Consider the following 25,120-nt stretch of genomic DNA (forward strand, 5'->3'; position numbering starts at 1 on the left):
AAGCTTATTACTGCTCATGAAATTTCGGCTCTTAAAGTCAGCTTTTAGCGCGTCAATTATTGCCCTTGTTGCTCCGATTTTAGCAAACAGTCCAGCCTTTGCTCAAACGCCTTCATTCTTCTGTGGCGCTGCTGGCGGTCGCCCAGCTACAATTGCTGTCCAACAAGGCAAAAATATTCCCGTTATTTTGTGGCTAGCTGATAACTATTTCAATGAATCAGGAGAAGACGCGATTACTCGGTGCACCAGAGTATCGGGAATTCTCAACAACTCACAACCGCAAGGAACTTGGGAGAATATTGTCACAGCAGGTGCATCGCCCACCGGTCAACTAATTATTTGTGCAGCTAATCCTCAAGACGGTTCCTGTAGATTATTATATCAAGTACCCAAAGGTCAAAATCCAGAACAAGCTCGACAAGAACTCTTAAGAAGAGTCACAAATCCTAATGTAAGTGTTTCGCCTGTTAAGGTAAATTGATAGTCATAAGTTATTAGCTACGGGTAGGGACAAGGCATTGCCGTGTCCCTACTTGCTAAAGTAATGTATGCACCCTACTTGCAGATAGTTGAAACTCTGGTAAAATACTTCGGTTGAGTGGCGAAAAAATTGCAGCTTTGCTTCAGCAATTCTTCTAACCCTTCAACCTGCCTCAACCATACAGTGCCGTTGCTTCCAGCTACAGCAATTTGCTTTCCGTCTCGACTCCAACTGACACTAACAACATTCTCCTCGAACTCAAATTGAGCAACCTGTCGCCCCGCTAAATTCCACAGCCGTACAGTCTTGTCAATTCCCACTGTAGCAAGCAGTTCTCCGTCGGGGCTAAAACTAATTGATTTCGCATCAAAATGCAAGGTTTGAAATTCCTTAACTAATTCTTTTTCTGAGAGATTCCACAGCCCAACTTTGCCATTCAATGTTACTGTAGCAAAGCGATACTGGTGTTGAGCTGGAGTGAAACTAATCCCTATTGCCTGAACAGGCAGTGTTTTTTTTAGCTTGCCCGACAAATTCCAAAGTCGCACTGTAGATTTGCCATCTAAAGTCGTTATGAAATCGCCCTTTGGGCTAAAATTTACGCTTCTCACTAAGCCGTTGTGACCTGGAAGTTTCTGGCTAGGTGATACTAATTGTGGCAGTTTAGACAAATCCCAAATTGCAGCATAGCTGTCTATCCCTGCCGCGGCTAATAACTTTCCTTCGGGACTAAAACTGATGCTGGTAACAGAGCCTTGGATTCCTTTCAAAGTAGAAATATTTTTACCTGATAAATTCCATATTTTAACAGTGCTATCCCTTCCGGCTGTCGCTAAAAAATTACCGTTTGGGCTAAAATTTACCATATTAACTGACCGCTGTAAAGCTTTCCATTCAGCAATTTTTTTCCCGGAAGAGTTCCACATCCTAACTGTATCGTCTATTCCGGCGGTTGCTAAGATTTGCCTATTTGGGCTAAAAGTGACGCTGGTAACTGCACCTTTATGAGCTGACCACTTAATCTTTCTTTGCGGAGTTAATGAGGCTTTGACCTGCTGTGTTTCACTAATTTCATCGAGAATTATTTGTAAGGCTAACAGCGGTCTTGTTGCCGGGTATTGTTCTAGCTTAGGTTTGTTTTCAACCAAGGTTTTTAATTTTTTACCGGAGGCGATCGCCCTCAGTAAAGCTTCTGATAAAGCTTCGGTGTTTTCGGTTTTTTGAGATACCGCTAACAATAAAGCATCGCTGCCATTTTGTTCAATTTCAATACTTGCTTGTGCTAGTTTAAACCGCTGGTAAGCAAGAGTTGAAAAGCCGATCGCTGTCAGTAACGATGCTGCCAGTACCGCAGAACCGATGCCGATCCACTGTTTGGCTTTTTGTTTGGCAGAGTCAGCTTCACTCAAAGCTTTTTCGGCATCACAGACAGCTTTTTTGGTTTCGAGTGTAGCTGAACGCAGCAGTTGATTTTGGTCGCTCAAAATAACTTTCTGGCTGGCAGTCAAAAACTGAAAATCTTCGTTTCTCAAACTTTTTCCTGCCGCCCAAACTAATGCTGACTGCAAATCATCTCCTCGCAACAGTTGGGAATCATCTTCACAGCTAGAATTTAGCCAGAGTTTGATGGCTTCGGAGTAAGGCGAGAGTTTTTCTAATTTTTGTTCAATTAAGTCTTGGTTAAATACAGCTTGATAAATAGGATTAGAAATTGTTAATTTTTCCCTGCGCTTAACGATTAATCCGCTTAATCGTAATTCCATTTGTTCGGCACTACCATCGGGGACAATTTCAGCTTGTTCTAATATTTGCTGATACAATCCGAGTCTCCTGACAATCCGTTGGTTTTCTCTGAAAAGCCGATCGCGAATTGTGGACAAATGTTCGGGCACATCTTGAGTTTCCCAATTCTCCACGATTTTCAAGCGCACTACTTTCTCCACCCACTCTTGAGAAGTGTGAATTTTATCTCTCTCCCCCTCTTGGCAAGCGGTGGCAGCATCTTTCTCCCCCTCTTGGCAAGCGGTGGCTGGGGGGGGTAAATTCGGGATTAATTGTGGATTTTCCAGCAGAAGTTTGCACAGCTTTTGAGTCAAAAAAGGCTGCCCGCCCGTCCAATACAAAACCTCTCTCAAAACTTCATGAGGGCTATCTGTCAGGTCTGCCAACCCTGCTGCTAGCGGTTGAGCTTCTGTTTCGTCAAAACCAGTTAATTCGATCGCCTTGCCAATATTAAAAGGGGTATTGCTGGTGGCATTTTGCTCGCGGCACAAATCCGTCGGCGATGCTACGCCTAAAAGGGCCCAAGTTAGGCGATCGAACTCTGAATTGTTGGCGCGCTTGTTGTAGCACGATCGAATTAAAGCTAAAAAATCGTCGGCGGGAAAATCTAGGGCGAGAATGCTGTCGATTTCGTCAATAAAAATGACAATATTGCTGGTAATGTTGGGTAAAAGTACGGTTTCGATGAATTCGCTCAATCTTTGAACCGGAGTTAAAAAATTGCGATCGCGCCACCAAGTCCGCACGTTGACAATATCCGACAGGTTAAAGTTATTTTCGAGAATGCGTAGCAAACCAGCATACCACTGTTCGGGAGTGACGCCGCGGTTGCCAATTTCCGAAATGTCGATCGCAGCACAAGCAATTCCTTCATTTCTCAGCCGCTGAATTGTCCGCACCTGCAAGCTAGATTTGCCCATTTGCCGGGAATTCAAAACATAGCAAAATTCTCCGGCTTTCAATCCGTTATATAAATCGTCGTCGGCTTGCCGCTTCACATAATTTGGAGCGTTATTTGTCAAACTCCCACCGACTTGATAATAACTGGGTTTTGTGGTAAAATTCATATAATTTATTCGGTTGAAACCGCTACTACATAAACAAAATCCGTCTTCGCAGACTGAAGAAGTGAGGCGGTATTAAAGCATAATTATGTATGATAAATTGTAGCACAATAGAGCATGAAAACTGATTGGACTGGATATAACGACGACAAAGACAAGTTAAGAGATGAAATTTGGTGTTTGCTGAAACAGCAAGCCGCATCTATTGGCGATCCGTTTGGTCATATTCCAAACTTTGTCGGTGCACAGGTGGCTGCCGAAAGATTGGCAAATTTACCAATTTGGCAACAAGCAAAAACGATTAAGTGCAATCCTGATTCGGCGCAAAATCCGGTGCGGATGCAAGCTTTGCAAGATGGAAAACGCCTGTATATGGCAGTACCGCGATTGACAGACGATCGCTGTTTTGTAGAGTTAACTGCTGAGGATTTGCAGAGACAAAATATATCAATTGCCGAAAGTGCGATCGCCCGCCAAGCTCTCGATTGCGGAAAATTGGTAAGTTTTGCAGAAATGGAGCCGATCGATTTAGTAATAGTCGGTTGTGTAGCGGTGGCGCGCAACGGGGGAAGAACCGGGAAAGGTGCAGGATTTGCGGATTTGGAATTGGCTATGTTGCAGGAATTCGGGTTAGTACAAATCGATACGCCTATTGTAACAACAGTGCATCCTTTGCAAATAGTCGCAGATTCGCGTTTACCAATGCAAGCTCACGATTGGGCGCTGAATTGGATTGTTACTGCCCAGGAGGTAATTGATACTAATACAAGTTATCCGCGTCCAATGGGGTTAAACTGGGATAGTATACGGCCGGAACAGTTGGAAAAAATTCCAATTTTGCGAAAGTTCAACGAACCGCGAAGGCGCGAAGGACGCGAAGAATGAAAGAAGAAGAAGAGGAAGAAGGTAATTTCATGATATATCTACTTTGTGGTGAACACGCGCCATGCAATGAAAGCAGTAAAACCTAGATAACCAAACACGGCTATCCAGTCTAGCCAATTATCGGATGTTATCAAAAAAATATCGTTCATGGGTATCATTCACCTGATTATTACTTGCCGCAGTTACGCATCAAATTTTACACGATCGCGCTTAAGTGCGATCTAAAATATTGTCGGTATAGTTCGCACCTCGGCACGCACTCGTTACCCTGCAACTTCACCAACCCCAAACTGTCTAATTTAAACGCCTGCATCGCCTTTAATTGCACCGGAGAGTCGGCCGCCACAATCTCTCTCATACCCTGCGCTAACTCAGGATATTCTTCCAAATTCCACAACTGCCGACGCAAATGGTCGCTGTAAATTCCCGCATCTGCGATCGCAGTTTCTTTTAATTCATCGAGTGTCAAATCCGATCGCGAAATGTGATATAATGCAACTCGCACTAAATACGGATGACCGCCGACAATTTTCATTAAGTTTTCAACTTCTGCATCCGACCAATTCAAATTATGGCGCTCTGCTAAATCTTGTATTTGCTGAGAGTTGAATTCGGGCAAATCTACAGGCAGTCCGACGTTGAAAGGCGATTGATTGATGTTCATTGGGATGTAAACTTCGGTGGAGTGAACTACAATTAATCGCAGTTTTTTCCAGATTTCTCGCCGCTTGGATTCTTCGTGCCACGCCCGCAGCAGTCCTAAAAAGTCTTCGGCAATGTCGGGATATTGGAAAACGCGATCGATCTCGTCTAATCCTAAAATTAAAGGACTGTCGATTTGCGGCAAAATGTATTTTTCAAAGTAATCTTTGCAGTTGACTTTGCTGCCAAAAATCTCGTCCCAATAATCGTCTAATTGATTGGGTAAGTGCAACTCGCGGCCGACGTAAGCGCAAAACCATTTTAAGAATTTATCTAAGTTGGCAAAGACGCCTTTATCTACTAACTGAAAAGTTAGCGGCACGGTGCAATAGCCTTGACGAGCTCCGTGATGCAAAATTCTTGCCATCAATGAAGTTTTGCCCATTTGTCTTGGTGCTTTGATTCTAATTAAGGCGCTGGGCTGCACAATAGTTTGATAACAGCGTTCTTCGATGGGCGGGCGTTCTACATAAAATTGAGAAGCAACATCGACTTGTCCTCCCGGTAATTCCGGTTCAGCGGCGGGTAGAGGTATTTCGTCGCTGCTAATTTCTAATAGCTGTTTTTGTGTTAAATTGTCCGTTTCTTCGGTAACTGGTGTGGGTTCTTCTGCTAGTAAATTCAGAACCTCTTCGATAATAATTGGAGTGTCGGCGGTGGTTTTCCATTCCCTCTGTTTGATGCGGTAGAGATAGCCCCGCAAGTCGTGATTTAGAGGCGCATTTAGCGGAAAACCGACGCGGATGGGGAGAATTATTGGTTTCTTGTCAGGGCGGGAGTCTTGCAGTTCTTTTGCTTGCTGAACTTGATATGTTATCAGTTCGCTTTGATTTCCCGTTGGCGGCAACAGTAGCAGCAAATAATCGCATTCTTGGAGGAATGAATTAATGCGATAGAACCAATTATCTCCTAATCTAATGTTATTTTCTGCTGTGAAAACTGTATGCCCGATCGCGCTTAAGGCCGTTTCTAACTCTTTTCCTAACTCGCGATCGGGTTCGGCGCTACGATAACTGACAAATACTTTAACAATTCTGTTGCTGGCTGTATCTTCCGCTGCCGGCGAATTGTCCAGCTCGTCTAAATTTGTCGGTTCCTCAAGTTTAGCCGATCGATGGTCGCTAGCAGCCAGAGTCATTTCAAAAGCCGCGAACAACTGTCGAATTTTACTCAAATCCGCACCTTCTCTACCCTGCTTAATTTTGCTGACTGTATCCGCACCGACGCCAGATTCAGCCTCGATTTCAGTCAGAGTACCTCTAATGTTATGTCGGTCAGACCATTCTTGGAGCGCCTCGTTAAGTTTCTTTAAGCCAGAGGCAGTGAGAATGCGACCGCGATCGCGTTTTGACTTGAGCACTTCGCTTGCAGTGAAAGGGGAACGAATCTAGAAATTTTAACGCCTTAAGTTCCTATTTTGGGCGATTTTAAGGAAGATAATCAACCAGCCGGAATTTAAGGAATTTTACTGCGAGAGGGTTTTTGGGCGATCGACTCCTGAAACTCTGTCCTGATAACGGCTTCAACAGTTGAATATATTTGAGGATAAAAAGTTTTTCTTAACTCCCCAATCTCCGCCACTAATCACCACTTAACTTTTTAGAGTAGATACACCAAGCAAAAAAGGAGCAGCCAAATGAGCAAAATCTTACACAGGCTGGCAATGGCCGCTTTGGGAACCGCCGCCATTTTCACAATTAATACACTTAATAATTTAACAGAAGCATCAGCGGCTGGTAAATTTGACGAACCAGAAATTTATCAAAACACAGTTTTTCCACTCGGCGTACCGGGTCAGTTCCATAAATAGGCAAATTCATTGATTGATTTAATTTAATTAAGGAGAAATTATGAAGTCTACACTGTGTTCGCCACAACCTATAGCTACCAAATCTGACTCGGTTGATGCTGAGGCGATCGATGCCTGCACTGCGCTTGCATGGATGGAATTGGTAGCATTAGATGCTAGCGCTCTCACAGGGGATGATTGGCTGGCTTTGTGCGATGATATAGATAGCGGGGAAATCTACCGCTGCTGGTTTTTGTGGCGCGATCGCGAAGTTAGCGGTAATTGGGAAGCTTACGATCCTTTGAGCGATCGCCGATTTGTTGCTAAAGGAAAAGTTTTTCTCAAAGCCGCGATCGACTCCCTCGAAGATGCTAGAAATCGCGAACTCGCCTAACTTGAATTCATCTCACGCGAATAAAATTTTTGTCTGCAAAACAAGAATTATGCCAAGAGAATCCACAACTGTACAAACTTTCGTCCGCCTGGGCGAGACTGGAAAAAAAAGAGGTAGTAGAAGCGGATTTGAGATCAGTCCCGGAAACCGACTATTCTCAAAGAAAATAAAAAAAATTACGGCTGCAGGCAAAAGTTGACTGTATGATGCTAGGTGCTTCGTCTCGAAAGCGGTTGATCAGGTTTTTTCAGCCGCTTTCTCGTTGCAGCCGTTAAACTCTTTCTCTTCACACATGACTCCTAAACTGCGATGGCTGTTGCCGGCCGCCCTTAGCCTTTTCTCGATCGCCCTGCCCGCAAAAGCTGATACACTAACATCTTGGCACTTCGATCCCAGGGAAAACCAACTCAATTTAACCACAGATTCAGGAGTTCAGCCGGAAGTTAAACTAATCGCCAATCCCACCCGCTTAGTAATTGACCTACCGGGAATAGTCTTGGAATATCCCGAAAGCCCTCAAAGTTACAACTCAGCTATTCAACAAATTAGAGTTGGGCAGTTTGACACCGGAACTACCAGGTTAGTAATAGAATTAACTCCCGGTTATAAGTTAGACCCGCAACAAGTCCGAGTCATTAGAGAATCTGCCACGCGCTGGTCGTTTCAGTTGCCAAATCCCCAGCAAATAGCTGGAAATGAGTCTTTTATCCCCACAGCTATTACCCGCATAGAACAAGCAGCAGGTCAAGTTAGACCCACTGTTTCGCCGGGAAATCAGAGAAACTATTCCACTGATTTGGCAATGTCAGCAGGCTCGGAAATGACAGCCATCAAGCCTCAAATCGAAAGTGCGATCGAACAGTATAGATCCCTCAGCGCCGGAATGTTTTTTCTGGATTTAGATACAGGAAACTATTTGGATATCAAGGGCGATCGAGTATTTCCGGCCGCGAGTACCATCAAACTACCAATTCTGATTGCTTTTTATCAAGATGTAGACGCAGGCAAAGTTAGCCTCGACGAAACATTAGTTATGAAGTCCGACTTAGTTGCCAGCGGTTCTGGAACTATGCAAGACGAACCTGATGGAACTCGGTTTAGCATCAAAGAAACCGTAGATAAAATGATTACCATCAGCGACAATACAGCCACCAACATGATTATTGAACGTTTGGGGGGAATTGCTAAACTCAACGAGCGTTTTCGCAGTTGGGGATTAACTGATACGAGAATTCGCAATTGGTTGGGAGATTTTCAAGGAACAAATACCACAAGTTCTGTGGATATGGTAAAGTTGCTGGCGATGCTGTCTCGCGATAAATTAGTCTCTGAATCGAGTCGGGAACAAGCTTTAGAATTACTGCGGCACACAACAACTAGAACGCTTTTGCCTTCCGGTTTGGGCCCTGGCGCAGTTATTGCTGACAAGACTGGAGATATCGGCTTTGTAGTTGGCGATGCAGGAATTATTGATATGCCCAACGGCAAGCGTTATTTAGCCGCAATCTTTGTCAAACGTCCTTACAATGACCCGATTGTGAGAGATTTTGTCCGTCGGATTTCGCGCATTGTTTACAATTATTTAGACCAACCTGCGGCGAGAGTACCGGATAATTTGCGTTGATCTGACAATTCGGCGATTGAAATCGCTACTAAACAAACAAAGTCCGCCTTCGCGGACTTGAAGAGAAGATTTTTAATTACTAAGGACTATTCTTTGCGCTCGATGGCTACAGTCAAGTGAGCTGCAACTGCCCCAACTGTAGCCAGTACAGCAGCAATTGGAAAGACTACCGATCCTGCAACGCCGCCTACCAATCCAGCCATCAGCGGAATGTCTGCCAAAGTCCGCCCTTGCGAGTTTTTGATGACGAGGCGGCGGAGTTTTCCTTGCTGAATTAGTTCTTTGACTTTAGCAATTAAACTGTCGGCGCTAATCTTAAATTCTTCCACTCTGACTTTTTCCTCTGTTGCAAATTCTGAGGCGAATACATGAGTTTCAACTGTTGGGTTGGCTGAATTCTCGGCCGCTGCTGTTTCGTCTTGTAGAATTGTTACTTGTTGTTCTAGTTGTGAGTTCATTTTGTGTAAGGGCGGGTGAAAACCAGCCGTTTAATTTCTATACTCTTATCTTCGGCGATCGCACTTGGGAATGACAGGCAAGGAAACCCTACAATCTGCATTCGTACTTTCCACCCCCGCCTTTTTACTCAAAACCTTATTTTGGTCTGGTTAGATCGAGGCGGGTTTATCTATTCCTAAAGGTAGAGAAGCTTTTGTTGAAACAACCAGTCTCTAGATATAAGTCAAGTAATATCAATTCGGATTGCGCTCCTCATGATTGTTGAGTGTTGACTAAAATTATGATTTTGGGACAAATGACAGTTTGGACATTTGAAAAATACCGATGCAACCGGAAACGATATCAGTTGTCTTTACGACTTGACCGAGATTTGAGACGAGCGCTTTTATCCTGGTGAACAAAGTGAATTAATAGACAATTCAGAATCGTACAAACTGCTTTAAAATATTTTTAGTCCCAATATTTCTACCATGACTTCAAGAGTGATTGCTATCTAGGCACACTCCTCAGAGGGTGGAGGTACGATCTCGATACCGTACTTGGGAGCAGTAGTAAGAATTTTGTCAAGGTCTTCAGGGCTCAAGGATGCTCCAAGGGTAATCTCACCATTGACGGCCTTTCCAACTTCGGCAATAAATTTCTCAAAGCCAGCAGGAGTGACCCAAACCAGCATTTTAGCGGGTGTAGCGGTGGTATTAGTAAATCGGTGAAGCTGGCCTTTCGGTGAATGAAGGAAGGTTCCAGCCGTCACAACGAAAGTACGATCGTCAAGCTGGAATTCAATCTCTCCGTCTTGAACATAAAATGATTCATTTTCTCGGTTGTGGCGATGGGTTGGCGTACCGCCACCAGGTGCAACAATTACCTCACAAAGCGCATAGGCTTCCCCTGTCTCTTCACCAACGGCCTTGAAGGTATAGAGGTCTTGACCAAAGTAGTAAGAACGACCTTGACCGGGTTCAATAAAAAGTCCGTTTTGATGAATTGTCATTTGTTAATTCCTAAAGCGAAGTGTTAGCTGGCTGGCGATGGCTTTTTGTGGAACATTGTTCACGAATTCAGAGTTCTCTCAATACGCCGATCGGGGATCAGCCACATGATTGCAACTAAAACATACAGCATGAAAGCAAACCATGAGTTCACAAAGGAAAGCAGGATTGCTACGGCATAAATCACCACTGATACCTTCCCCTTAAAGTCTCGCCCAAGTGCAATTGCCAGAGTGGAATCTTTACCGTGGTAAGAAATAAGGACACGAGTAAGAATGAAATAAGCGATCGCAGCCAACAACAGCACTGTGCCATAAAGCGCAACTGGCCACGCAGCGAAGTGATTCTCGCCTGTCCAGGCAGTGACAAAGGGAATGAGTGACAACCAGAACAGCAGATGCAAATTAGCCCACAAAACATTACCATTGACGTGCCGAGCCGCTTGTAACAAGTGATGGTGGTTGTTCCAGTAGATACCAAGATAAATAAAACTGAGTACATAGCTCAGAAATACTGGAACTAGGGGACGCAGCGCAGCTAAATCAGCTTCATGGGGCACTTTCAATTCCAGCACCATAATGGTGATGAGAATGGCGATTACACCATCGCTGAATGCTTCTAACCTGCCTTTACCCATTTTTGTACATCCTCCTTTTTTGCTGGCGCGGTCGATCGCTTCTCATTCCAAAAATAACTTAGCATAAGGTCGGTTGCAGTGATGTGTTATACCTCGATCGGCGATCGCTGGCACTTACCAACCAAGCTAACGATTTTGCTTGCCTAATCTCGGCTGAAAACAGATAACCTTAACGGACTTTTCGCTGATCTGTTTAAGCAGTCGATCGGGACGATTTCTTATAAATACCCGATCGCGCAACGGGTAAAACGGGAGAAGCAGTTGTTGAAATAAAAAGAGCGATCGATTAGGGAAGCGCGATCGCGGCTATTGGACATAAATAGTTTGAGCGGTAGAGAGAATTTCTTGACGGCGAATCCAGTTGGAACTGCGATCGATCGCCCGTTTACTGATTAGATCGACTCGTCTACTTAGCACTGCTTCGAGTTCTTCCTGCATTTGGGCGCGATCGAGTAAACCCCAGTTGGCTATGGAGGCAAAGGCAATTAGGATATCGATGTCGTTGTCTGCATGAAAGTTGTCGTGAAGGACAGAACCAAAGAGGGAGAGTTCGATTATTTACCACTGTTGGCAGAATTTGGTGATTTGTTCAATTGGCAGGGCGATCGGGCTTTTCATTCAGCCTCCTCAATCTTTCTCTAGAGCCATTTCAGCAAATAGTTTCGGTAATTTACAGGTATGACACCGAGAACTTATAGAGCGAATTGAGCGATCGGGCTTTTGTACAGTAAGATCGCGTGGCTCGATCGGAGAGCGCGATGGTGAGCAATGCTGCGGCCGCTGGATGGTCAAAAGTTGTCATAAAATTTCTTGCAATTGCAAATCCGGTTTGAATACTCCTTTTATCTCTTGGTCTTGAAAGACTAACTTTGTTTGTTTAGTCGCGATTTAAATCTCATAATTATCGAGGGGAAACAACCCGGATATGATTTATTTACCGCCTAGCAGCTTTTTAGCACCTTGTGTTAGTGTATTTTTAAGCATGGTTTGGCGCTTTATGCACTCTAAATAATTTCCCAATGTGGGCATCTGATTCTTGAAACTCATGTTACTAATAAAACTGTGTTTTTGCGGTTCATTGTGAGTTGCTCCGGCGGCGACTGCTTTGCGAATTAGGAGTTATACGACTCGGTGCGATCGGCAGAATCTAATTTAGAGTTTTGTACGGAATAATGTAAAATAGCGCTGTATATAATTGTAAGAGTTGTTCAATAACTACTTAGAACGCACGAAAAAGCCGTCAGATTTCACTCCGGCAGCAGATGCTGTATCAACAGCTTTGAATCCGTCGGTCTTTTCTACTACGTAAATAGCCTTGTAACGACTGAGACGCTACTTAATCAAGTAGAGCGTCATCTCCGTAACACTTATTTTTTGGGAGTACACAATTTTATGACCACAATAATGCAGCTCTTAATCCATATTAGAGGTGGAGTTTCTCTTGTTATGAGTTCTGTACTTGCGGTTGTCAAAAATTTTCGACTTGGGATAATTTTGGCTTTAGCGTGTCTTGCTTGTATTTTGAGTTATGTTCCTGCTGTTTCGCAAACTTCGCCAACTCAGTTACCTAATCCGCTCAAACTGGGAGTTAGGACTTCTGTTTACCCGATCGGAAATAATATTAATGTAAATTTTTTGAGTCAATTTTTTCCCGAATATAATTTTATGAGAGTTTTTTTTGAAAATAATATTTATAAACCAAATTCTGCTGAAGGGTTTTGCGGCACTTTTGGTAAAGAGCTACAGAAGGAGTTAGCTAGTAAGGGTCAACAAATCAAAGTTAAATACATTCCTATTGTGAATCAACATAAAGGATTCGTTGCACCTAGATATTATGGCTTGAAAAAAGGTATAATTGATATTGAATGCGGTCCAAATTCAATATCATCTGGTAAGCTTCCAACTGGTGAAGGTATTGAATTTTCACAGCCTTTCTATAAAACAGGTGTGAAGCTTTTATTAAAAGAAGAATTAGCTGACAAGTTGAATTCAAAACTTATAGAGCTAAAGGAGATTAAAATTGGTGTGGTTAAAGAATCTACTACATTAGAAGTCTTAAGTAAGAACAACCTTAAATTTGTTGAGTATGATAGTGGTCGTGAAGCTTTAAATGCTCTTGAGGTAAATGATGTAAACGCATATGCTAGTGATGCACTTATTGTCGCGAATCTCCTTAAAAAGGGAGTCGATCAACCAGAACAACCAAAGAGAGAACCATACGAAAATTTGGAATACACTATCTACCCAAATAGCTCATCAACAACCAGGTATTTAACTGGCAACAAGCCAACAGAAGAGTATGCTATGGCAGTTCTGGGACGTACGCCGTTTTCCAAGGATTTACTTAATGTGATTAATAACACTTTATATAAGTCTAAATTGTCCAGCTATCAGCAGATATTAGAAAATTATGAAACAAGAGCAGATAATTTTTGGTGGAATATCTTAAAAAAGACAGGGCGTTTTTCTAAAAATTATTTATGGGTAATATTTGTGCCAATTTTTTGGGAGTTATTAATTGAATATTCAAGTTTAAATGTGCCAATAAAAGTGCGGAAAAAAATGAGATCAATAGCAGCAATAATAGTAGGTATATTAATCATTTTTATACTAATTAATGTGTTTTTAGTATATGTGATTCCGCTGGTTATCCCAGGTTACTAATGCCACTGAATAGGTGGCAATTCCTCAATCAATTGCTGCTAATAAAAATGGGTCTCGGAAAGCAACAACTTCATAGCGATCGGGTAGCTCAATGATGCGAGCGTCAAGGTAAGAGGGTACAAAAACTAGAGCTTGTCGGATATCTTCATCCTCTAGTTCTGGAAACTCTTGATGTAGTTCTTTTTGATCGGGATAAGTTGCTAGCAGCTCAATCACCCGACGAACAGCAATCCAAAGCGAATACATGGTTGCCCATTCATCCGCTTTGGATTGCTGGTAATACGATCTATTTTCATTTATACTAATCTCAACTCTTCATTATTATCTTATCTCCCCTATTGCCAGTTCGGAAACTTAGCAATATAAATCTCTATGCTAACTATTTTTATGAGCCTTCATCTTTAGAAGAGCAACTAATAACGAATGGTTAGCCCTTTGTTTTAGTTATTGCATCGCAGATCCGGTACAATACATGATATAACCTAAAGTACCGCAATTCGCTCATCTATGTCAAAAGTTAGGTGAATAATTTTATATACTCATGACTATTTTTACTCTGCGATCGATCAAAAAAGACTTCGGCATCAAGGAACTCTTGACAGATGCCAGCTTCAGCCTCGATGAAGGCGATAAAGTCGGACTCATCGGCACCAACGGTTCCGGCAAATCAACCCTGCTGAAAATGATTGCCGGTATGGAGTCGATCGACTCTGGCGATCGCTGGGTCAATCCAGGGTCTACAATTGTCTATCTCCCCCAACAGCCGGATTTAGACGAAAATCACACTGTCTTAGAGCAAGTATTTGCCGACAGTGGCGAACAAATGGCTTTAGTGCGAGAATACGAGGAAATTTCCGCTCAATTGTCCCACGGCAAAGGCGATACAGACAAGTTGATGGCGCGTCTGTCTGCAGTGTCTGAACGCATTGATGAGGTGGATGCGTGGGATTTGGAAACCAAGGCGAAATTGATTTTGACCAAGTTGGGGATTGAGGATTTTGATGCGAAAATTGCCGATTTGTCCGGCGGCTACCGCAAGCGAATTGCCTTAGCAACAGCCTTGTTGTCCGAGCCCGATGTGTTGCTGATGGATGAACCGACAAACCACTTGGATGCGCTGTCAGTTGAGTGGTTGCAGAACTATTTGAACGGCTATCGCGGTGCTTTGCTGCTGATTACGCACGATCGCTATTTTCTCGATCGCGTTACCAATCGCATCCTAGAGATCGATCGCGGCGACCTTTACAATTATGCTGGCAATTACGCTTATTACTTGGAGAAAAAAGCCTTAGCTGAAGAATCCGCCGCCAGCAGTGTTCGCAAACACGCGGGTGTATTGCGGCGCGAATTGGAATGGCTCAAACGCGGGCCGAAAGCGCGCAGTACCAAGCAAAAAGCTCGGATCGATCGCATTAAAGATATGCGAGCCCAGGAATTCAAAACAGCCAACGGCAAAGTCGAAATTGCCACAGCCGGCCGCCGGATTGGTAAGAAGGTGATTGAGTTACTGAATATCTGTAAAGCTTACGGCGATCGCACTTTAATTAAAGATTTTACCTACAATTTCACACCCGAAGACCGGATAGGAATTATTGGCTGCAACGGTGCGGGAAAATCGACGCTGATGGATATCATCACCGGACGCATTCAGCCGGATTCGGGTACTGTCGAAATTGGCACAACCATTCATATCGGTTATTTTGACCAGCATTCAGAGGATTTGACGCCGAACGAAGACCAGCGAGTTATTGAATACTTGAAAAGTGTGGCCGAGTTGGTGCAAACGGCGGATGGGGAAATCATTACCGCTTCTCAAATGTTGGAAAAGTTTCTGTTTCCACCGAACCAACAGTATTCACCAATTAGCAAACTTTCGGGCGGGGAAAAGCGCCGATTATTTCTGTTGAAAGTGCTGATGAGTGCGCCGAACGTGCTGATTTTGGACGAACCGACAAACGACCTGGACGTGCAGACTTTGGCTGTTTTGGAGGATTATCTCGAAGATTTTAACGGCTGCGTGATTGTGGTGTCCCACGATCGCTATTTTCTCGATCGCACGATCGACATGGTTTTCGCCTTGGAGCCTGGGGGCAATTTGCGCTTGTATCCCGGCAATTATTCCGTGTATTTAGACTACAAGAAAGCCGAAGAAGCAAAGGAAATAAAAGGACAAAAAGAAAAAGAAAAACTTACACGCACGGCGGCTGAATCTAATAATTCAAAATCCCAAAGCTCCACTCAAAAATCTACCAAAGTTTCCTTCAATGATAAGCGAGAATACGAACAATTAGAAAGTCAAATTCCGAAGATGGAAGCTGAGAAACAAGAGATTGAGAAGAGGTTGTCTAACAATGCTCCGAGCGGGTTTGCGGAGGTAAAGAAGTTATCGGATCGTTTAGCTCAGTTGACGCAGCAGATCGATCATGCGACTGAGCGCTGGTTGGAGTTAGCCGAACGGGTTGGTTAATTTAGGTTGTGCTGTAGAACATCACGAAAAAACAATAATATATTGTAGGGTCTTGTAGGGCCTGGTTTAACGTAGCTTCTATACTAGAATCGAGTTTACTGTGGCAAAACCAGCCCTCCCCACGTGATGTTTATTTGTACCCACTTACTTACAGTTAAGTATGCTAATTTATTTTGTCATTCAATAGCTATGTGCAATATCTTTTTTTCTCCGGAAGTTATAGTTTTCTGAAAAAGCTTACTGGAAAATGTAAGTTGAGCTGTGAATTTTTTAAATGCGGTGTTGTAAAAACTACGAAGAATAAAAGATATGAATGTACTGGGTGCTATGGGAGAACAAACAGGTATTCTACAATTTTTGAATTGTCCCAAAGTTAGATGGGATTTCGGGTGATCTAATTCCTGATGGTTGTCTGGATCGTAATCAAATCTAATTGGTACTGGCAATATATTTTTTGCTATTATGTCTGCATATATTTCGTCCTTTTCATAAATCTCCGGATCATTCTGAAAGTTTTCCAAAAATGGTGATGGAAAGAAGGCTAATCTATGTGAAATTAAACTAGAATTTTCATAAGTATACATTAACTGGATTAACGCACCATCAATCATTTTGATATTATAGTTGTCATTTCTATCTAATTCCTCATACATCTCTTTGTAATCAACATTTTTCAATACTATTGAGAGATCCTGCATTCCAGAATATGCGATTTTATAACTACCTTTACCAGTCTGTGTAGATGAAGGAAAATTTTGTTTATCCGATAAACCAATTAATATTAATTTTTGAGTGATTTCCTTAATTTCTTTGAAAATTTCTTGAGGGCTAGTCATTAAACGTATTCATAAATTAGATTTTACTTTATCCAGGACAAGAGTTTTAGATTAGTTGCTGAGTATGTTCAAGATTCTCAAAGCTTGTCTTTGAGTTTATTTACTAAATCTAGGGGTAAGTCTTCTTTCTGGATTTCACCTTTTTCAAGAGCTTGAAGCAGGTCTTGTAGGCTACTACGTGACTTAGCTATAAGACCGCCTCCCTGTAGGTTTATCTCTCTATTAATAAGGTTCATTTCTTTGCGCTCTTCTTCTGTAGGATAAGTGAATTCAAGAACAAACTTTTTTTCCCGAATTTTATTAAATTCTTCTACTAAACCTCTCATCTTTTCACCATAACCTAATACTCTTAGCCAAGCTTTGCTTCTTGTCATCGCAGTAAATAAGATATTCCTTTTTATGGCAAGTTCATAACCTGAAAAGCATTCCTGAGCATTGATCACATATATCATTGCAGCTTCATTTCCTTTAGCTCTATTGATACTCGTAAAAGTGATCGTTTCTTCACGAAAAAAATCATCTGGTGAAGTTGTTACTCCAGCAAGGTTAGAGTTAATCCCCTTTTCAAATAGTAAAGCTCTAGCGTCTCCAACAGCCTCTCTAGTTGTAAGTGGATTAGAGTGAATAACCATTATGTCGTCACCTTTCAATTCATCTTCCTTAAGATTTTTTTCGATTTCATTTATTAGCCATTCTATTTGTGTTTGGTTACTATCAAAAGATTTTAACATAATTAAGTCTTCAATAGGTGAATGAGATTCCAGGAACTTAGGACTGGTATTGTTAGTCCTAGAAAGCTTAACAAATTTTCCATCTTCCAGGCTTCCTGCCTCTACTTCATAACCAATATCTCTCCATAATCCAGCATTTTCAAACATCTGGATTAATCCTTCATTTCTATATATACCAAAACCTAAAGCGTGTGCTGAAGTTAGGATAGGACGAGAATTCCTATAGCATTTTTCTAAAATAATGTCTTGTTTTGGCTCCCCTGGTTTGTTCTGAAGTTGAACCACTGGTTTACCGTGAGCATCTTTTCCAAAGATGACTTCCGGTGATTCCATTGTCTTTTTATTGAGATTTTGAAGCTCATCATAAGCATAAACCATTCTTTTTGGATCTTTTAAAATTCCATAACAAAGTTGCAGAAAATGGTGAGAAAAATCCTGGGCTTCATCTATTAATATAGCATCATAATAGCGCTGATAACTTTTAATGGAGTTGAGAGCTTCTTCACAAACTTTATCAAATTCTTGACCATATTTCGCAATCGTTTTTGCTGAATTTAAATCTCTATATTCAATGTTGTGTTTTTTGCAAAATTCATAATAAATCCCTTCTATGAATGGACTCCCCCAAGCATGAATAATTTTGATTTTATCCCAGTCAGGCTCTTCGCTTATATGTTCAATAGTAAAAGTATTAATAAGCTGTTTAAGTTGGCCTTTCAGTGACCGGGTATTAAAAGTGATAGCAATATTCCAATCGGGATGTTTGGCGTGTAGATATGCAGCTTTAAGGGCTAAAACTATGGTTTTACCTGAACCAGCAAGACCTCTAATTCTCTGTACACCTTCCACTGTTTCAATTACAGCAGCACTCTGATTTCTATCTAAGTTGGCTATAGATTCTTCTAGTTTATGTAGTTTTGCACCCCTAGAGTTTTCTTGCTGAACATAGCTACGCTGCTTTCTTTTCCTTATGGAAGTCATAGCTTGTATTACTGAGTTAAGCTTCTCAAAATATTCACTGGATTTCCAAATTTGTTCCTTCAAATACTTTTCTAGTTCTGATTTATTAGTTATGATAGGATAATCATCCAAAGAACTATTATTTGGTTTAATCCTCCAAGCTGGTGCAAATGTTACCACCCCAATTTCCACCATTAAGGATCTTTTGTTAGTAAGGAATTTATGTTGAAGTAGTTTAGATTGAATTTTATTTATGCTCTCATCTTGTGCTTCTTCTATGTTTAGGCTGGTGTCAGTTCCTTCGACAATGTTGAAAATAACAACACCCTGCTCTCTGGATACCAAAAGAGCATCAATCTGATAGCCGCCCTGAGATGTTCCGATTATTGGGTATCCTAGATATAAGTTGCCATCGATATCAGCTCTATTCTCAAAGAATTCAGCTAGCCTTCTAGATGACTCTGGTTTATTTATTACATCGCCTCGGATAACGTTAACCATGAGATGTTGCCTTACCTAATGTATGTACCTTTATTATGCCTCAATTCGGAGCGATCGTCCAACCTGTATTTTTAATGCGAAAGCCGGAACTCGCCCTTGGGATGCTGCACAAGTTTCGCTGGATATTCCCCTCAGCTTTTATCCTCTGTCAAGCTCCAGCAATGACAATTTTCTTGCTGCGCTGAATCAGGCAAATTTAGAGTTTGCTATTTTCTGCAAAAATTTGATCGCGCGCTCCCAATTATAAGTTAAGCTTATATTTAAGATTAAGGATTTTTTTTATTGTGATATTACAAATAATAATGTTGTAAAAAAATCTAAAAAAAATATTAGGAATAATTCTTATTTAGCCGACGATTTTGCAACTTTTGACAATTTATTACCTAATTGTGATGAAGTTATGGTACTATTAAAGTTATAAAATCTGCAGCTTTTTATAACTGTCAAGCAAACTGACCAAAAACTTAAGACGGATAAAAGTCTGAAATCCTTGTCAAAACAGCAATGCAAGCGGAAACAGCGGCAAAAAAGCCGCTTTTTTTGCGATCGCCTCAAGTAAAGCTGTGTGTCAAAAACTGGGAAGCCCCGGAGGGTGGGGTTGACAAAAGCAGTAGAATGTGGTGTAAAAGTCTGGGTAAGCAAATAAGACTGGCAGCAGAAAAGAGGGGACGGAAAGGCCCAAAACAGGTAAAACAAAAGTCGATCGAGCAAAGTAAGTTGGCCGAGGACTAAAAATATGGTGATGGGTAAGATACAATTGACCTGTTCTTAACCAAGAATTGGTCAACATCACAAGTATCCTGTAGAAGTCTGAAGTTGAGAATCTCAGGGTTGTCGAGGAGCGGGAGCAAACAGAAAACTATGCCTCAAAAAGTAATCGCCAAACAGATGTCTTTGGAATCAGCGTCAGAGCCGATCGCCGTGAGGGCGACGGTGGAAACAGTGCCAGCCGAAGCAGTGGCAGTAGAGTCCTACGCCGATCAGTTGATGGACGAACTGTTTGAAGGAGTCGATCGAGCATTCGACGCTAGCGGCGGACTGCCATCCGAACCCGTGCAGCCAGAATTCGTGGCGCTCAAGTCGATCTCGGTACCTCAAATAGTTTTGTCGCAGTTGGCACCCCCCCAGCCGCAGCGGGGCGAAAAAGACGTAGAAGCGATCGCCCGCCAAGTCGCCCTAGAAACAACCAAAAAACAGCAGTCCAAACAATCATTCGACAGAATGCTGCTGGGAGCAGCATTTGGGTCGCTGCTGCTAGTCATGGGGTTGTGGCTCGCAAGCAGGTCGGGACTCGTGCGCTTGCCCGCTGCCCCCGCACCAGAGACACCCGCAGCAAGTGGCAAAACAGCACCAGATACTCCGTTTGTGGAATATGTGCAGCGATCCCTAGATGCGATCGAACAAAAAAAAGCACCCCCAGCTAACCCCCAACTTGCAGGAGTTCCCGGAGCCCCCACCCCAGGGACGCTGCCGAGCATTCCAATTTCCGGCGCGCCGCCCGCGACCGCAGGTCTTTCGACAGCAGTCAACCGCATTGCTAATGCCCTCGAACAAGCTGCCTCGCAGCCGGGAGCACCAGCACCCCAAGTCGTAGTCATCCCTCCCCCCGCTCAGGTGACTGTGGCTCCGGCTGCCCCGGTAGCTGCGGCTCCGGCGGCTCCTCAAACCAGCGCAGTTTCCCCCTCACCTGCTGCTCCAGCCTCCGGTCGTGCGATCGCCGCTGCGGGAAATCGAGATCCCCTCGCCACTTCCCCTTCCCCCTCGGAGTCTCCCCAGCCAAAGATTTTGGCTCGCGAAACCGAACCGGCACCTGCGCCCCCAGCCCAGCAATCTGCCCCCGCGCCCGATCAATCGGCACCGGCCGTCAGCAGCGCCCCAACTTCCGCGCACACGCTGGTTGGGATTTTGGAGTTGGGCGATCGATCGGCTGCTTTGTTTGAAGTAGACGGCGTAGCCCGCAGAATTTATGTCGGCGAAAGCATCGGCGCTAGCGGTTGGACGCTGGCAGAAATCAAAAATCAAGAAGCAGTGATTCGCAAGGGAGGAGATGTGCGATCGGTTTTTGTCGGCCAAAAGTTCTAATCAATCATCAGTTATGAGTCATTAGTCATCAGTCATTAGTTATGAGTTAGGTCATCGGTAATTGGTAATGGGCAGCGATCGGGCTGTATATGACGAGCAGTGAAAACAGTTATAATATAGGAACCGCCAAGACGTTCTTAATTGCTGAAACCATTGCTCTTATTGCTTCTTGCTTCTATCCGTTAAATCGCTTCCCCAATTCGTTACCGAACTTTCTTCTGCTATAACTAACAACTCAGGATCGATAATCGATCGCCAGTGACTAAGAACCAATGACTAATAACTAATGACCAATGACTAATGACTCATAACTGATGACTGAGGAATTATAAAAAATGGGCTTATTTGATGATTTCAGCCGCTTTCTAGAAACCAGATTAGAAGAATTTTTGCGTAGCAATCCCCATCTCGAATTGCAGGCAATAGAAGAACAACTGAAGGAACAAGAAGAAGACACTCTGCGGCTGATTCTTGATATTCAAAAACAAGAGAAAAAACTGCAAGCCGAAATTCTCTCCGCCGCTCAAGAAATTCAGCGCTGGAATGATCGCATCAACAAAGCTAAAGCTGCTAAAAGGCTCGATTTAGCTCAAGCCGCCCAAGAGCGGCAAGCAGCTTTGCTGCGTCAGGGAAATCAGCGCTGGGGTCAAATGCAAGGCTGCAAAGAACGGATTGAAAAAGCAAAAGAACTGTACCGCCAAATTCAAATACGCCGAAAAGAAGTCCGAGCAAAAGCGGCAGAAGCTGCAACTCGAACTACCACTAAAACAGAGCCAAATTGGGATACAAAGGGTTGGAATCAGAGTTCAAATTATAATAGTTTTAATGCGGCAGATCCTTTAGAAGAAAAGTTTCAACGCTGGGAAGCAGACGAAGAACTCGATCAAATGAAGCGGAATATAGGCCGATAGTTACGAAAGCATCCCAATCCTTTAGGGACGGGTTCACCCGGAACTGGGATTCCTGGTGCAACTATTAGTCAAGCCTCCAGAGTCTCAGGTATTGCGATCGCTCGCTCAGACTTGATATAATTACCATCCTAAAATTCTAGGGCTAATTAATCAATCATCCCTACAATATTCTCACCTACTTAATGAGCGTTGCATATTTATGGTATAAACAAAAGCTCTAATCAAGTAAAAAAAAATTATGATTTGTCGCGGCTGTCAATCCACCAATCTGACAGGGTGACAACCCCGTCAGGTAAAAAAGACGAATTCTGAATCAAAAAACAGTTTTTTAATTTAAATCGCTGCGGTTATTCACAACGGTTGCTCTGCTTGAGAAGGTGGCTCTTCTGGCAACGGAATAAACTCTGTCTCTTGAGGAACCTGAGCAAACCGTCCCTCTCTCCAATCGAGTTTAGCTTGCTCAATGCGCGAGTGCCGACTCGAAACAAAATTCCACCACTTATGGCGCTCACCAACAGGTTCACCGCCAATCACAATACAACGAGCCTTGCCTGAAGCAGAAATGTTTACTTCAGTGCCGGAAGTGAGAACAGCTAATCGATGTTGTTCCAGAGGCACTCCATCGATCAAAAGCCCCTCTGTTACGCTGTAAACTGCCTGTTCGCTGTAATGACCCGGTAAGGTAAATTCTCTTCCAGCAGTTAGTTCCACGTCCAGATAAATCATGGGTGAAAATATTTGAACTGGCGAAGTACGACCATAGGCCTCACCCGCAATTAGGGTGAACGAAACTCCTGCATCCTCCCAAACAGGCAACTCAGAAGCCGGATGATGCCGAAACCAGGGGTCGGTTTCTTCGTATTCATCGGGAAGTGCTATCCAGGTTTGAATGCCATGCAGGATGGCTTCTTTGCTGCGATCGTCGTCAGGCGTGCGTTCAGAGTGGACAATGCCTCGCCCTGCTGTCATCCAATTCACCGCACCGGGACGGATTTCTTGAACGCTGCCGACACTATCACGATGCAGCAAAACACCTTCAAACAGGTAGGTGACGGTTGCTAAGTTGATGTGCGGATGCGGCCTGACATCCACGCCCCGGCCGGGTGGAAACACCGCAGGGCCGAGATGGTCAAAGAAGATGAACGGGCCTACCAGTGCTAAAACGTCTGAGGGAAGCAAGCGACGGGCTTGGAATCCACCCAAATCTTGAATGTGTGGCTCAATGAGATGCTGGATGGTATCCGTCATAATGTTTATGAAGTTGGGAAGGCTAATCGTCTATGTCAAAAGTGCATTATACAAAAAAGCTATCCTTGTAGAGGCCGATCGCAATATCAGTAACTAATCTAAACTTTCCCCATCGAAAGCTGTTGTAGAGTGTCGAGTTCTCAACGAGCTTTCTACTTACGAGATGATGGAGAGTTCATCACTGACTTGAATCCGACCTTTGACCAGGGAGCGAATCAGACGATCGAGTGAGCCACGTTCTTCTTCACTGATAGACTCATCAAGGATGGCGGCCATCATGCCGTAGCGGTCAGCTTTGGTAACGCGGTGAGTATCGGTGACAGTGGCAATTAATTCGTTGATAGCGCCGGGGAGAAGATTAACTGGAGACATGGGATTGTTTTGAACTCGACACCTTAATCATCTCGTGGTTTCTCCTAAGAGCAAGTGATGGTGCTGGTTTTTTTCCGTGATAATACTGAAAATATTGAGTGAACCAAGTCCGTGTTACCAGTGATCGAAGTCACTACATTGAAACCAATGCAGCGGTGGAACAACTACAACCCACCTTCCGCCCTTTGACTATCACACCGTAATAATTTTCACTCTAACAATTCTAGATTTTAAAGCGACAAAAAATTAAACACTACCAAAATATACTAAGGTGTCCTACCGGACGGGTGGCGGAATTTTTGCAGGGGCCGAATTATATATTTGACACTTCGCCGGAAATCTTGCGGCCCCTGACAAAAACCCCGCTGGAAATTAGATTTTAGATTTTAGATTGAACAAGCTCAAGCACAAGTTCCTTGAACAACAACTTAACAGCTTTAGCCGCCACACGCGATCGCACTAACCGCACCGGCCGACCGCTGAGTTTTTCCTCATCCATAATTGCACCGAGCCGATCGCCAATATCGTTGGCAAGACGACTGCGGGCTGGTTCAATTCTGGTAAAGACCCACTGCCACAGCGCAGTCCGACAAATATCAGAACCACCAGTAACTTTAGATTTTTGCAAATCACCGCTAGATTCTTGAGACGGAGCATAGCCCAAAGCCTTGATAAATCGGCGGAGAGACAAGTGACGCTTAGTAGGTTTACCAGACTTGCGACCTTTACGAATCTTCACATCTGGTTTACCGTCCAACAAATAATTTTCAAACGGGTATATTTGCGACAATAAAAGAGCCTCAACTCTGCGACCAAATCCAAACCGGGCAAAAACCTTGCGGTACGGTAAAAACTGAGGCTCAGAAACAAGTTTGGACAGTTGAAACTCAAGCACCATCTCTTCCTGCTGAATATCACAGATGCGGGCAGCATGGCGGCGCAGTTCATCAGTCAAACCAAATCCAATCGACTTTTCCAACATCAAATCATACTTAACCGAATCTCGCTGTTCGCATAACCATCCCCACAACAGCGGCACTTTTTCTCCAGTCCGCACCGATCGCACAAGCGCAACTTCTGGAAACTGCCACGCTAAATCTTGGCGAGCACGGTTAATGATGGGTGACTGTACACGATTCAAATGAGCAAGTCGAAGTACAAGGCGACGAATTTCGACAATCGTTTGAGATCGCACTTGGACAAATCGCCGGGGAACTTCAAGAAAATCCCAACCGTAAATCGCCAGGGCAAGAGCATCCGCATCGTCATCTTTATCAGGTAATCCCAAATGATGCTCACGAAAACTCCTCAATTCCTTGTGACCAACTAAACGCACTTCTACACCAGCCCGTGCAAGTTGAGTTCCCCAAAGCCGAGAATAATTTACCCCCGTCGGCTCCATCACTGCGATCGTATTATCGGTATCGCCACCAATTAATGCAAGCAATCCAGTAATTCCAAAGGCTAGACCTCTTGCGAAAGTCTCAGACGAGCGCTAGTTTGTCTTCAAAAAAAGTTCATAATTATAAATACCAGCGATCA

Annotated in this window: 24 protein-coding genes; 11 read left to right on the forward strand and 13 right to left on the reverse strand. The window is 43.4% G+C overall.

Annotated elements, in window-relative coordinates; genetic code table 11:
• Positions 1–16: 16 nt before the first annotated feature.
• Complete coding sequence (locus QUA03_RS16835; protein WP_333213399.1) at positions 17–481, forward strand: COP23 domain-containing protein; 465 nt, start codon at positions 17–19, stop codon at positions 479–481.
• A 74-nt stretch (positions 482–555) separates the two neighbouring features.
• On the opposite strand, the gene QUA03_RS16840 is transcribed toward QUA03_RS16835, so the two are convergent.
• Entirely contained in the window at positions 556–3,330 is a 2,775-nt protein-coding gene (locus QUA03_RS16840) for an AAA-like domain-containing protein (RefSeq protein WP_333213400.1), read from the reverse strand.
• 114 nt (positions 3,331–3,444) lie between these two features.
• On the opposite strand from QUA03_RS16840, the gene QUA03_RS16845 reads away from it, so the two are divergent.
• Positions 3,445–4,212, forward strand: coding sequence for a 5-formyltetrahydrofolate cyclo-ligase (locus tag QUA03_RS16845; protein WP_333213401.1), 768 nt, complete (start codon positions 3,445–3,447; stop codon positions 4,210–4,212).
• Between the two features lie 196 nt (positions 4,213–4,408).
• Here QUA03_RS16845 and QUA03_RS16850 read toward each other — a convergent pair whose 3' ends face one another.
• A complete protein-coding gene (locus QUA03_RS16850; RefSeq protein WP_333213402.1) occupies positions 4,409–6,274 on the reverse strand; it encodes an AAA-like domain-containing protein in 1,866 nt (621 codons plus the stop codon).
• A 276-nt stretch (positions 6,275–6,550) separates the two neighbouring features.
• Between QUA03_RS16850 and QUA03_RS16855 the strand changes: the two genes are divergently transcribed.
• The 3 genes from QUA03_RS16855 (at position 6,551) to QUA03_RS16865 (ending at position 8,721) form a co-directional block, all read left to right on the forward strand.
• On the forward strand, positions 6,551–6,724 hold the full coding sequence (locus QUA03_RS16855) for a hypothetical protein (RefSeq protein ID WP_333040368.1): 174 nt from the start codon (positions 6,551–6,553) through the stop codon (positions 6,722–6,724).
• 40 nt (positions 6,725–6,764) lie between these two features.
• On the forward strand, positions 6,765–7,097 hold the full coding sequence (locus QUA03_RS16860; protein ID WP_333213403.1) for a hypothetical protein: 333 nt from the start codon (positions 6,765–6,767) through the stop codon (positions 7,095–7,097).
• A 292-nt stretch (positions 7,098–7,389) separates the two neighbouring features.
• Entirely contained in the window at positions 7,390–8,721 is a 1,332-nt protein-coding gene (locus tag QUA03_RS16865) for a serine hydrolase (protein ID WP_333213404.1), read from the forward strand.
• 86 nt (positions 8,722–8,807) lie between these two features.
• On the opposite strand, the gene QUA03_RS16870 is transcribed toward QUA03_RS16865, so the two are convergent.
• The 5 genes from QUA03_RS16870 to QUA03_RS16890 form a co-directional block, all read right to left on the reverse strand.
• A complete protein-coding gene (locus tag QUA03_RS16870) occupies positions 8,808–9,179 on the reverse strand; it encodes a DUF4342 domain-containing protein (RefSeq protein ID WP_333213405.1) in 372 nt (123 codons plus the stop codon).
• Between the two features lie 494 nt (positions 9,180–9,673).
• Complete coding sequence (locus QUA03_RS16875; RefSeq protein WP_333213406.1) at positions 9,674–10,171, reverse strand: cupin domain-containing protein; 498 nt, start codon at positions 10,169–10,171, stop codon at positions 9,674–9,676.
• A gap of 59 nt (positions 10,172–10,230) precedes the next feature.
• Positions 10,231–10,806 carry a TMEM175 family protein gene (locus QUA03_RS16880; RefSeq protein ID WP_333213407.1) on the reverse strand — a complete coding sequence of 192 codons (576 nt, stop codon included), beginning with the start codon at positions 10,804–10,806 and terminating at the stop codon, positions 10,231–10,233.
• Positions 10,807–11,112: 306 nt separating this feature from the next.
• Positions 11,113–11,364: a nucleotidyltransferase domain-containing protein gene (locus QUA03_RS16885; protein WP_333213420.1), complete on the reverse strand. Its 252-nt coding sequence runs from the start codon at positions 11,362–11,364 to the stop codon at positions 11,113–11,115.
• 112 nt (positions 11,365–11,476) lie between these two features.
• On the reverse strand, positions 11,477–11,608 hold the full coding sequence (locus tag QUA03_RS16890; protein ID WP_333213408.1) for a hypothetical protein: 132 nt from the start codon (positions 11,606–11,608) through the stop codon (positions 11,477–11,479).
• Between the two features lie 590 nt (positions 11,609–12,198).
• Between QUA03_RS16890 and QUA03_RS16895 the strand changes: the two genes are divergently transcribed.
• Positions 12,199–13,470, forward strand: a complete 1,272-nt coding sequence (locus QUA03_RS16895) for a transporter substrate-binding domain-containing protein (RefSeq protein WP_333213409.1) — start codon at positions 12,199–12,201, stop codon at positions 13,468–13,470.
• 24 nt (positions 13,471–13,494) lie between these two features.
• On the opposite strand, the gene QUA03_RS16900 is transcribed toward QUA03_RS16895, so the two are convergent.
• Positions 13,495–13,716 (reverse strand): DUF433 domain-containing protein, encoded by a 222-nt coding sequence (locus QUA03_RS16900; protein ID WP_333213410.1) that lies wholly within the window; start codon positions 13,714–13,716, stop codon positions 13,495–13,497.
• A 295-nt stretch (positions 13,717–14,011) separates the two neighbouring features.
• Between QUA03_RS16900 and QUA03_RS16905 the strand changes: the two genes are divergently transcribed.
• Positions 14,012–15,937 (forward strand): ABC-F family ATP-binding cassette domain-containing protein, encoded by a 1,926-nt coding sequence (locus tag QUA03_RS16905; RefSeq protein WP_333213411.1) that lies wholly within the window; start codon positions 14,012–14,014, stop codon positions 15,935–15,937.
• Positions 15,938–16,113: 176 nt separating this feature from the next.
• On the opposite strand, the gene QUA03_RS16910 is transcribed toward QUA03_RS16905, so the two are convergent.
• Together QUA03_RS16910 and QUA03_RS16915 are read right to left on the reverse strand one after the other, a co-directional pair.
• The gene (locus tag QUA03_RS16910) at positions 16,114–16,773 is read right to left on the reverse strand and encodes a DUF2290 domain-containing protein (protein ID WP_333213412.1); all 660 of its coding nucleotides are present in this window, start codon (positions 16,771–16,773) and stop codon (positions 16,114–16,116) included.
• 77 nt (positions 16,774–16,850) lie between these two features.
• Positions 16,851–18,965 carry an ATP-binding domain-containing protein gene (locus QUA03_RS16915; protein WP_333213413.1) on the reverse strand — a complete coding sequence of 705 codons (2,115 nt, stop codon included), beginning with the start codon at positions 18,963–18,965 and terminating at the stop codon, positions 16,851–16,853.
• A 35-nt stretch (positions 18,966–19,000) separates the two neighbouring features.
• Here QUA03_RS16915 and QUA03_RS16920 point away from each other — a divergent pair, with 35 nt between their 5' ends.
• The 4 genes from QUA03_RS16920 (at position 19,001) to QUA03_RS16935 (ending at position 21,958) form a co-directional block, all read left to right on the forward strand.
• Positions 19,001–19,150 (forward strand): hypothetical protein, encoded by a 150-nt coding sequence (locus QUA03_RS16920; RefSeq protein WP_333213414.1) that lies wholly within the window; start codon positions 19,001–19,003, stop codon positions 19,148–19,150.
• Between the two features lie 319 nt (positions 19,151–19,469).
• The gene (locus QUA03_RS16925; protein ID WP_333213415.1) at positions 19,470–19,697 is read left to right on the forward strand and encodes a hypothetical protein; all 228 of its coding nucleotides are present in this window, start codon (positions 19,470–19,472) and stop codon (positions 19,695–19,697) included.
• 129 nt (positions 19,698–19,826) lie between these two features.
• On the forward strand, positions 19,827–21,047 hold the full coding sequence (locus QUA03_RS16930) for a hypothetical protein (protein ID WP_333213416.1): 1,221 nt from the start codon (positions 19,827–19,829) through the stop codon (positions 21,045–21,047).
• A gap of 335 nt (positions 21,048–21,382) precedes the next feature.
• Positions 21,383–21,958, forward strand: coding sequence for a TIGR04376 family protein (locus QUA03_RS16935; protein ID WP_333213417.1), 576 nt, complete (start codon positions 21,383–21,385; stop codon positions 21,956–21,958).
• 351 nt (positions 21,959–22,309) lie between these two features.
• Here QUA03_RS16935 and QUA03_RS16940 read toward each other — a convergent pair whose 3' ends face one another.
• From QUA03_RS16940 to QUA03_RS16950, 3 genes are all read right to left on the reverse strand, one after another.
• On the reverse strand, positions 22,310–23,206 hold the full coding sequence (locus tag QUA03_RS16940) for a pirin family protein (protein ID WP_333213418.1): 897 nt from the start codon (positions 23,204–23,206) through the stop codon (positions 22,310–22,312).
• 156 nt (positions 23,207–23,362) lie between these two features.
• On the reverse strand, positions 23,363–23,578 hold the full coding sequence (locus tag QUA03_RS16945) for a hypothetical protein (RefSeq protein ID WP_333076209.1): 216 nt from the start codon (positions 23,576–23,578) through the stop codon (positions 23,363–23,365).
• A 379-nt stretch (positions 23,579–23,957) separates the two neighbouring features.
• A complete protein-coding gene (locus tag QUA03_RS16950; RefSeq protein ID WP_333213419.1) occupies positions 23,958–25,025 on the reverse strand; it encodes an IS110 family transposase in 1,068 nt (355 codons plus the stop codon).
• Positions 25,026–25,120: the final 95 nt, after the last annotated feature.

This window comes from Microcoleus sp. S36b_A4, from assembly GCF_036700645.1.
Classification (GTDB): domain Bacteria; phylum Cyanobacteriota; class Cyanobacteriia; order Cyanobacteriales; family Microcoleaceae; genus Microcoleus.

What these genes read in the sequence shown, in the direction of transcription:
- QUA03_RS16835 (WP_333213399.1), top strand. Translation starts at nt 17, where the DNA reads ATGAAATTTCGGCTCTTAAAGTCAGCTTTTAGCGCGTCAATTATTGCC.
- QUA03_RS16840 (WP_333213400.1), bottom strand. Translation starts at nt 3,330, where the DNA reads ATGAATTTTACCACAAAACCCAGTTATTATCAAGTCGGTGGGAGTTTG.
- QUA03_RS16845 (WP_333213401.1), top strand. Translation starts at nt 3,445, where the DNA reads ATGAAAACTGATTGGACTGGATATAACGACGACAAAGACAAGTTAAGA.
- QUA03_RS16855 (WP_333040368.1), top strand. Translation starts at nt 6,551, where the DNA reads ATGAGCAAAATCTTACACAGGCTGGCAATGGCCGCTTTGGGAACCGCC.
- QUA03_RS16860 (WP_333213403.1), top strand. Translation starts at nt 6,765, where the DNA reads ATGAAGTCTACACTGTGTTCGCCACAACCTATAGCTACCAAATCTGAC.
- QUA03_RS16865 (WP_333213404.1), top strand. Translation starts at nt 7,390, where the DNA reads ATGACTCCTAAACTGCGATGGCTGTTGCCGGCCGCCCTTAGCCTTTTC.
- QUA03_RS16870 (WP_333213405.1), bottom strand. Translation starts at nt 9,179, where the DNA reads ATGAACTCACAACTAGAACAACAAGTAACAATTCTACAAGACGAAACA.
- QUA03_RS16875 (WP_333213406.1), bottom strand. Translation starts at nt 10,171, where the DNA reads ATGACAATTCATCAAAACGGACTTTTTATTGAACCCGGTCAAGGTCGT.
- QUA03_RS16880 (WP_333213407.1), bottom strand. Translation starts at nt 10,806, where the DNA reads ATGGGTAAAGGCAGGTTAGAAGCATTCAGCGATGGTGTAATCGCCATT.
- QUA03_RS16890 (WP_333213408.1), bottom strand. Translation starts at nt 11,608, where the DNA reads ATGACAACTTTTGACCATCCAGCGGCCGCAGCATTGCTCACCATCGCG.
- QUA03_RS16895 (WP_333213409.1), top strand. Translation starts at nt 12,199, where the DNA reads ATGACCACAATAATGCAGCTCTTAATCCATATTAGAGGTGGAGTTTCT.
- QUA03_RS16900 (WP_333213410.1), bottom strand. Translation starts at nt 13,716, where the DNA reads ATGTATTCGCTTTGGATTGCTGTTCGTCGGGTGATTGAGCTGCTAGCA.
- QUA03_RS16905 (WP_333213411.1), top strand. Translation starts at nt 14,012, where the DNA reads ATGACTATTTTTACTCTGCGATCGATCAAAAAAGACTTCGGCATCAAG.
- QUA03_RS16910 (WP_333213412.1), bottom strand. Translation starts at nt 16,773, where the DNA reads ATGACTAGCCCTCAAGAAATTTTCAAAGAAATTAAGGAAATCACTCAA.
- QUA03_RS16915 (WP_333213413.1), bottom strand. Translation starts at nt 18,965, where the DNA reads ATGGTTAACGTTATCCGAGGCGATGTAATAAATAAACCAGAGTCATCT.
- QUA03_RS16920 (WP_333213414.1), top strand. Translation starts at nt 19,001, where the DNA reads ATGCCTCAATTCGGAGCGATCGTCCAACCTGTATTTTTAATGCGAAAG.
- QUA03_RS16925 (WP_333213415.1), top strand. Translation starts at nt 19,470, where the DNA reads ATGCAAGCGGAAACAGCGGCAAAAAAGCCGCTTTTTTTGCGATCGCCT.
- QUA03_RS16930 (WP_333213416.1), top strand. Translation starts at nt 19,827, where the DNA reads ATGCCTCAAAAAGTAATCGCCAAACAGATGTCTTTGGAATCAGCGTCA.
- QUA03_RS16935 (WP_333213417.1), top strand. Translation starts at nt 21,383, where the DNA reads ATGGGCTTATTTGATGATTTCAGCCGCTTTCTAGAAACCAGATTAGAA.
- QUA03_RS16940 (WP_333213418.1), bottom strand. Translation starts at nt 23,206, where the DNA reads ATGACGGATACCATCCAGCATCTCATTGAGCCACACATTCAAGATTTG.
- QUA03_RS16945 (WP_333076209.1), bottom strand. Translation starts at nt 23,578, where the DNA reads ATGTCTCCAGTTAATCTTCTCCCCGGCGCTATCAACGAATTAATTGCC.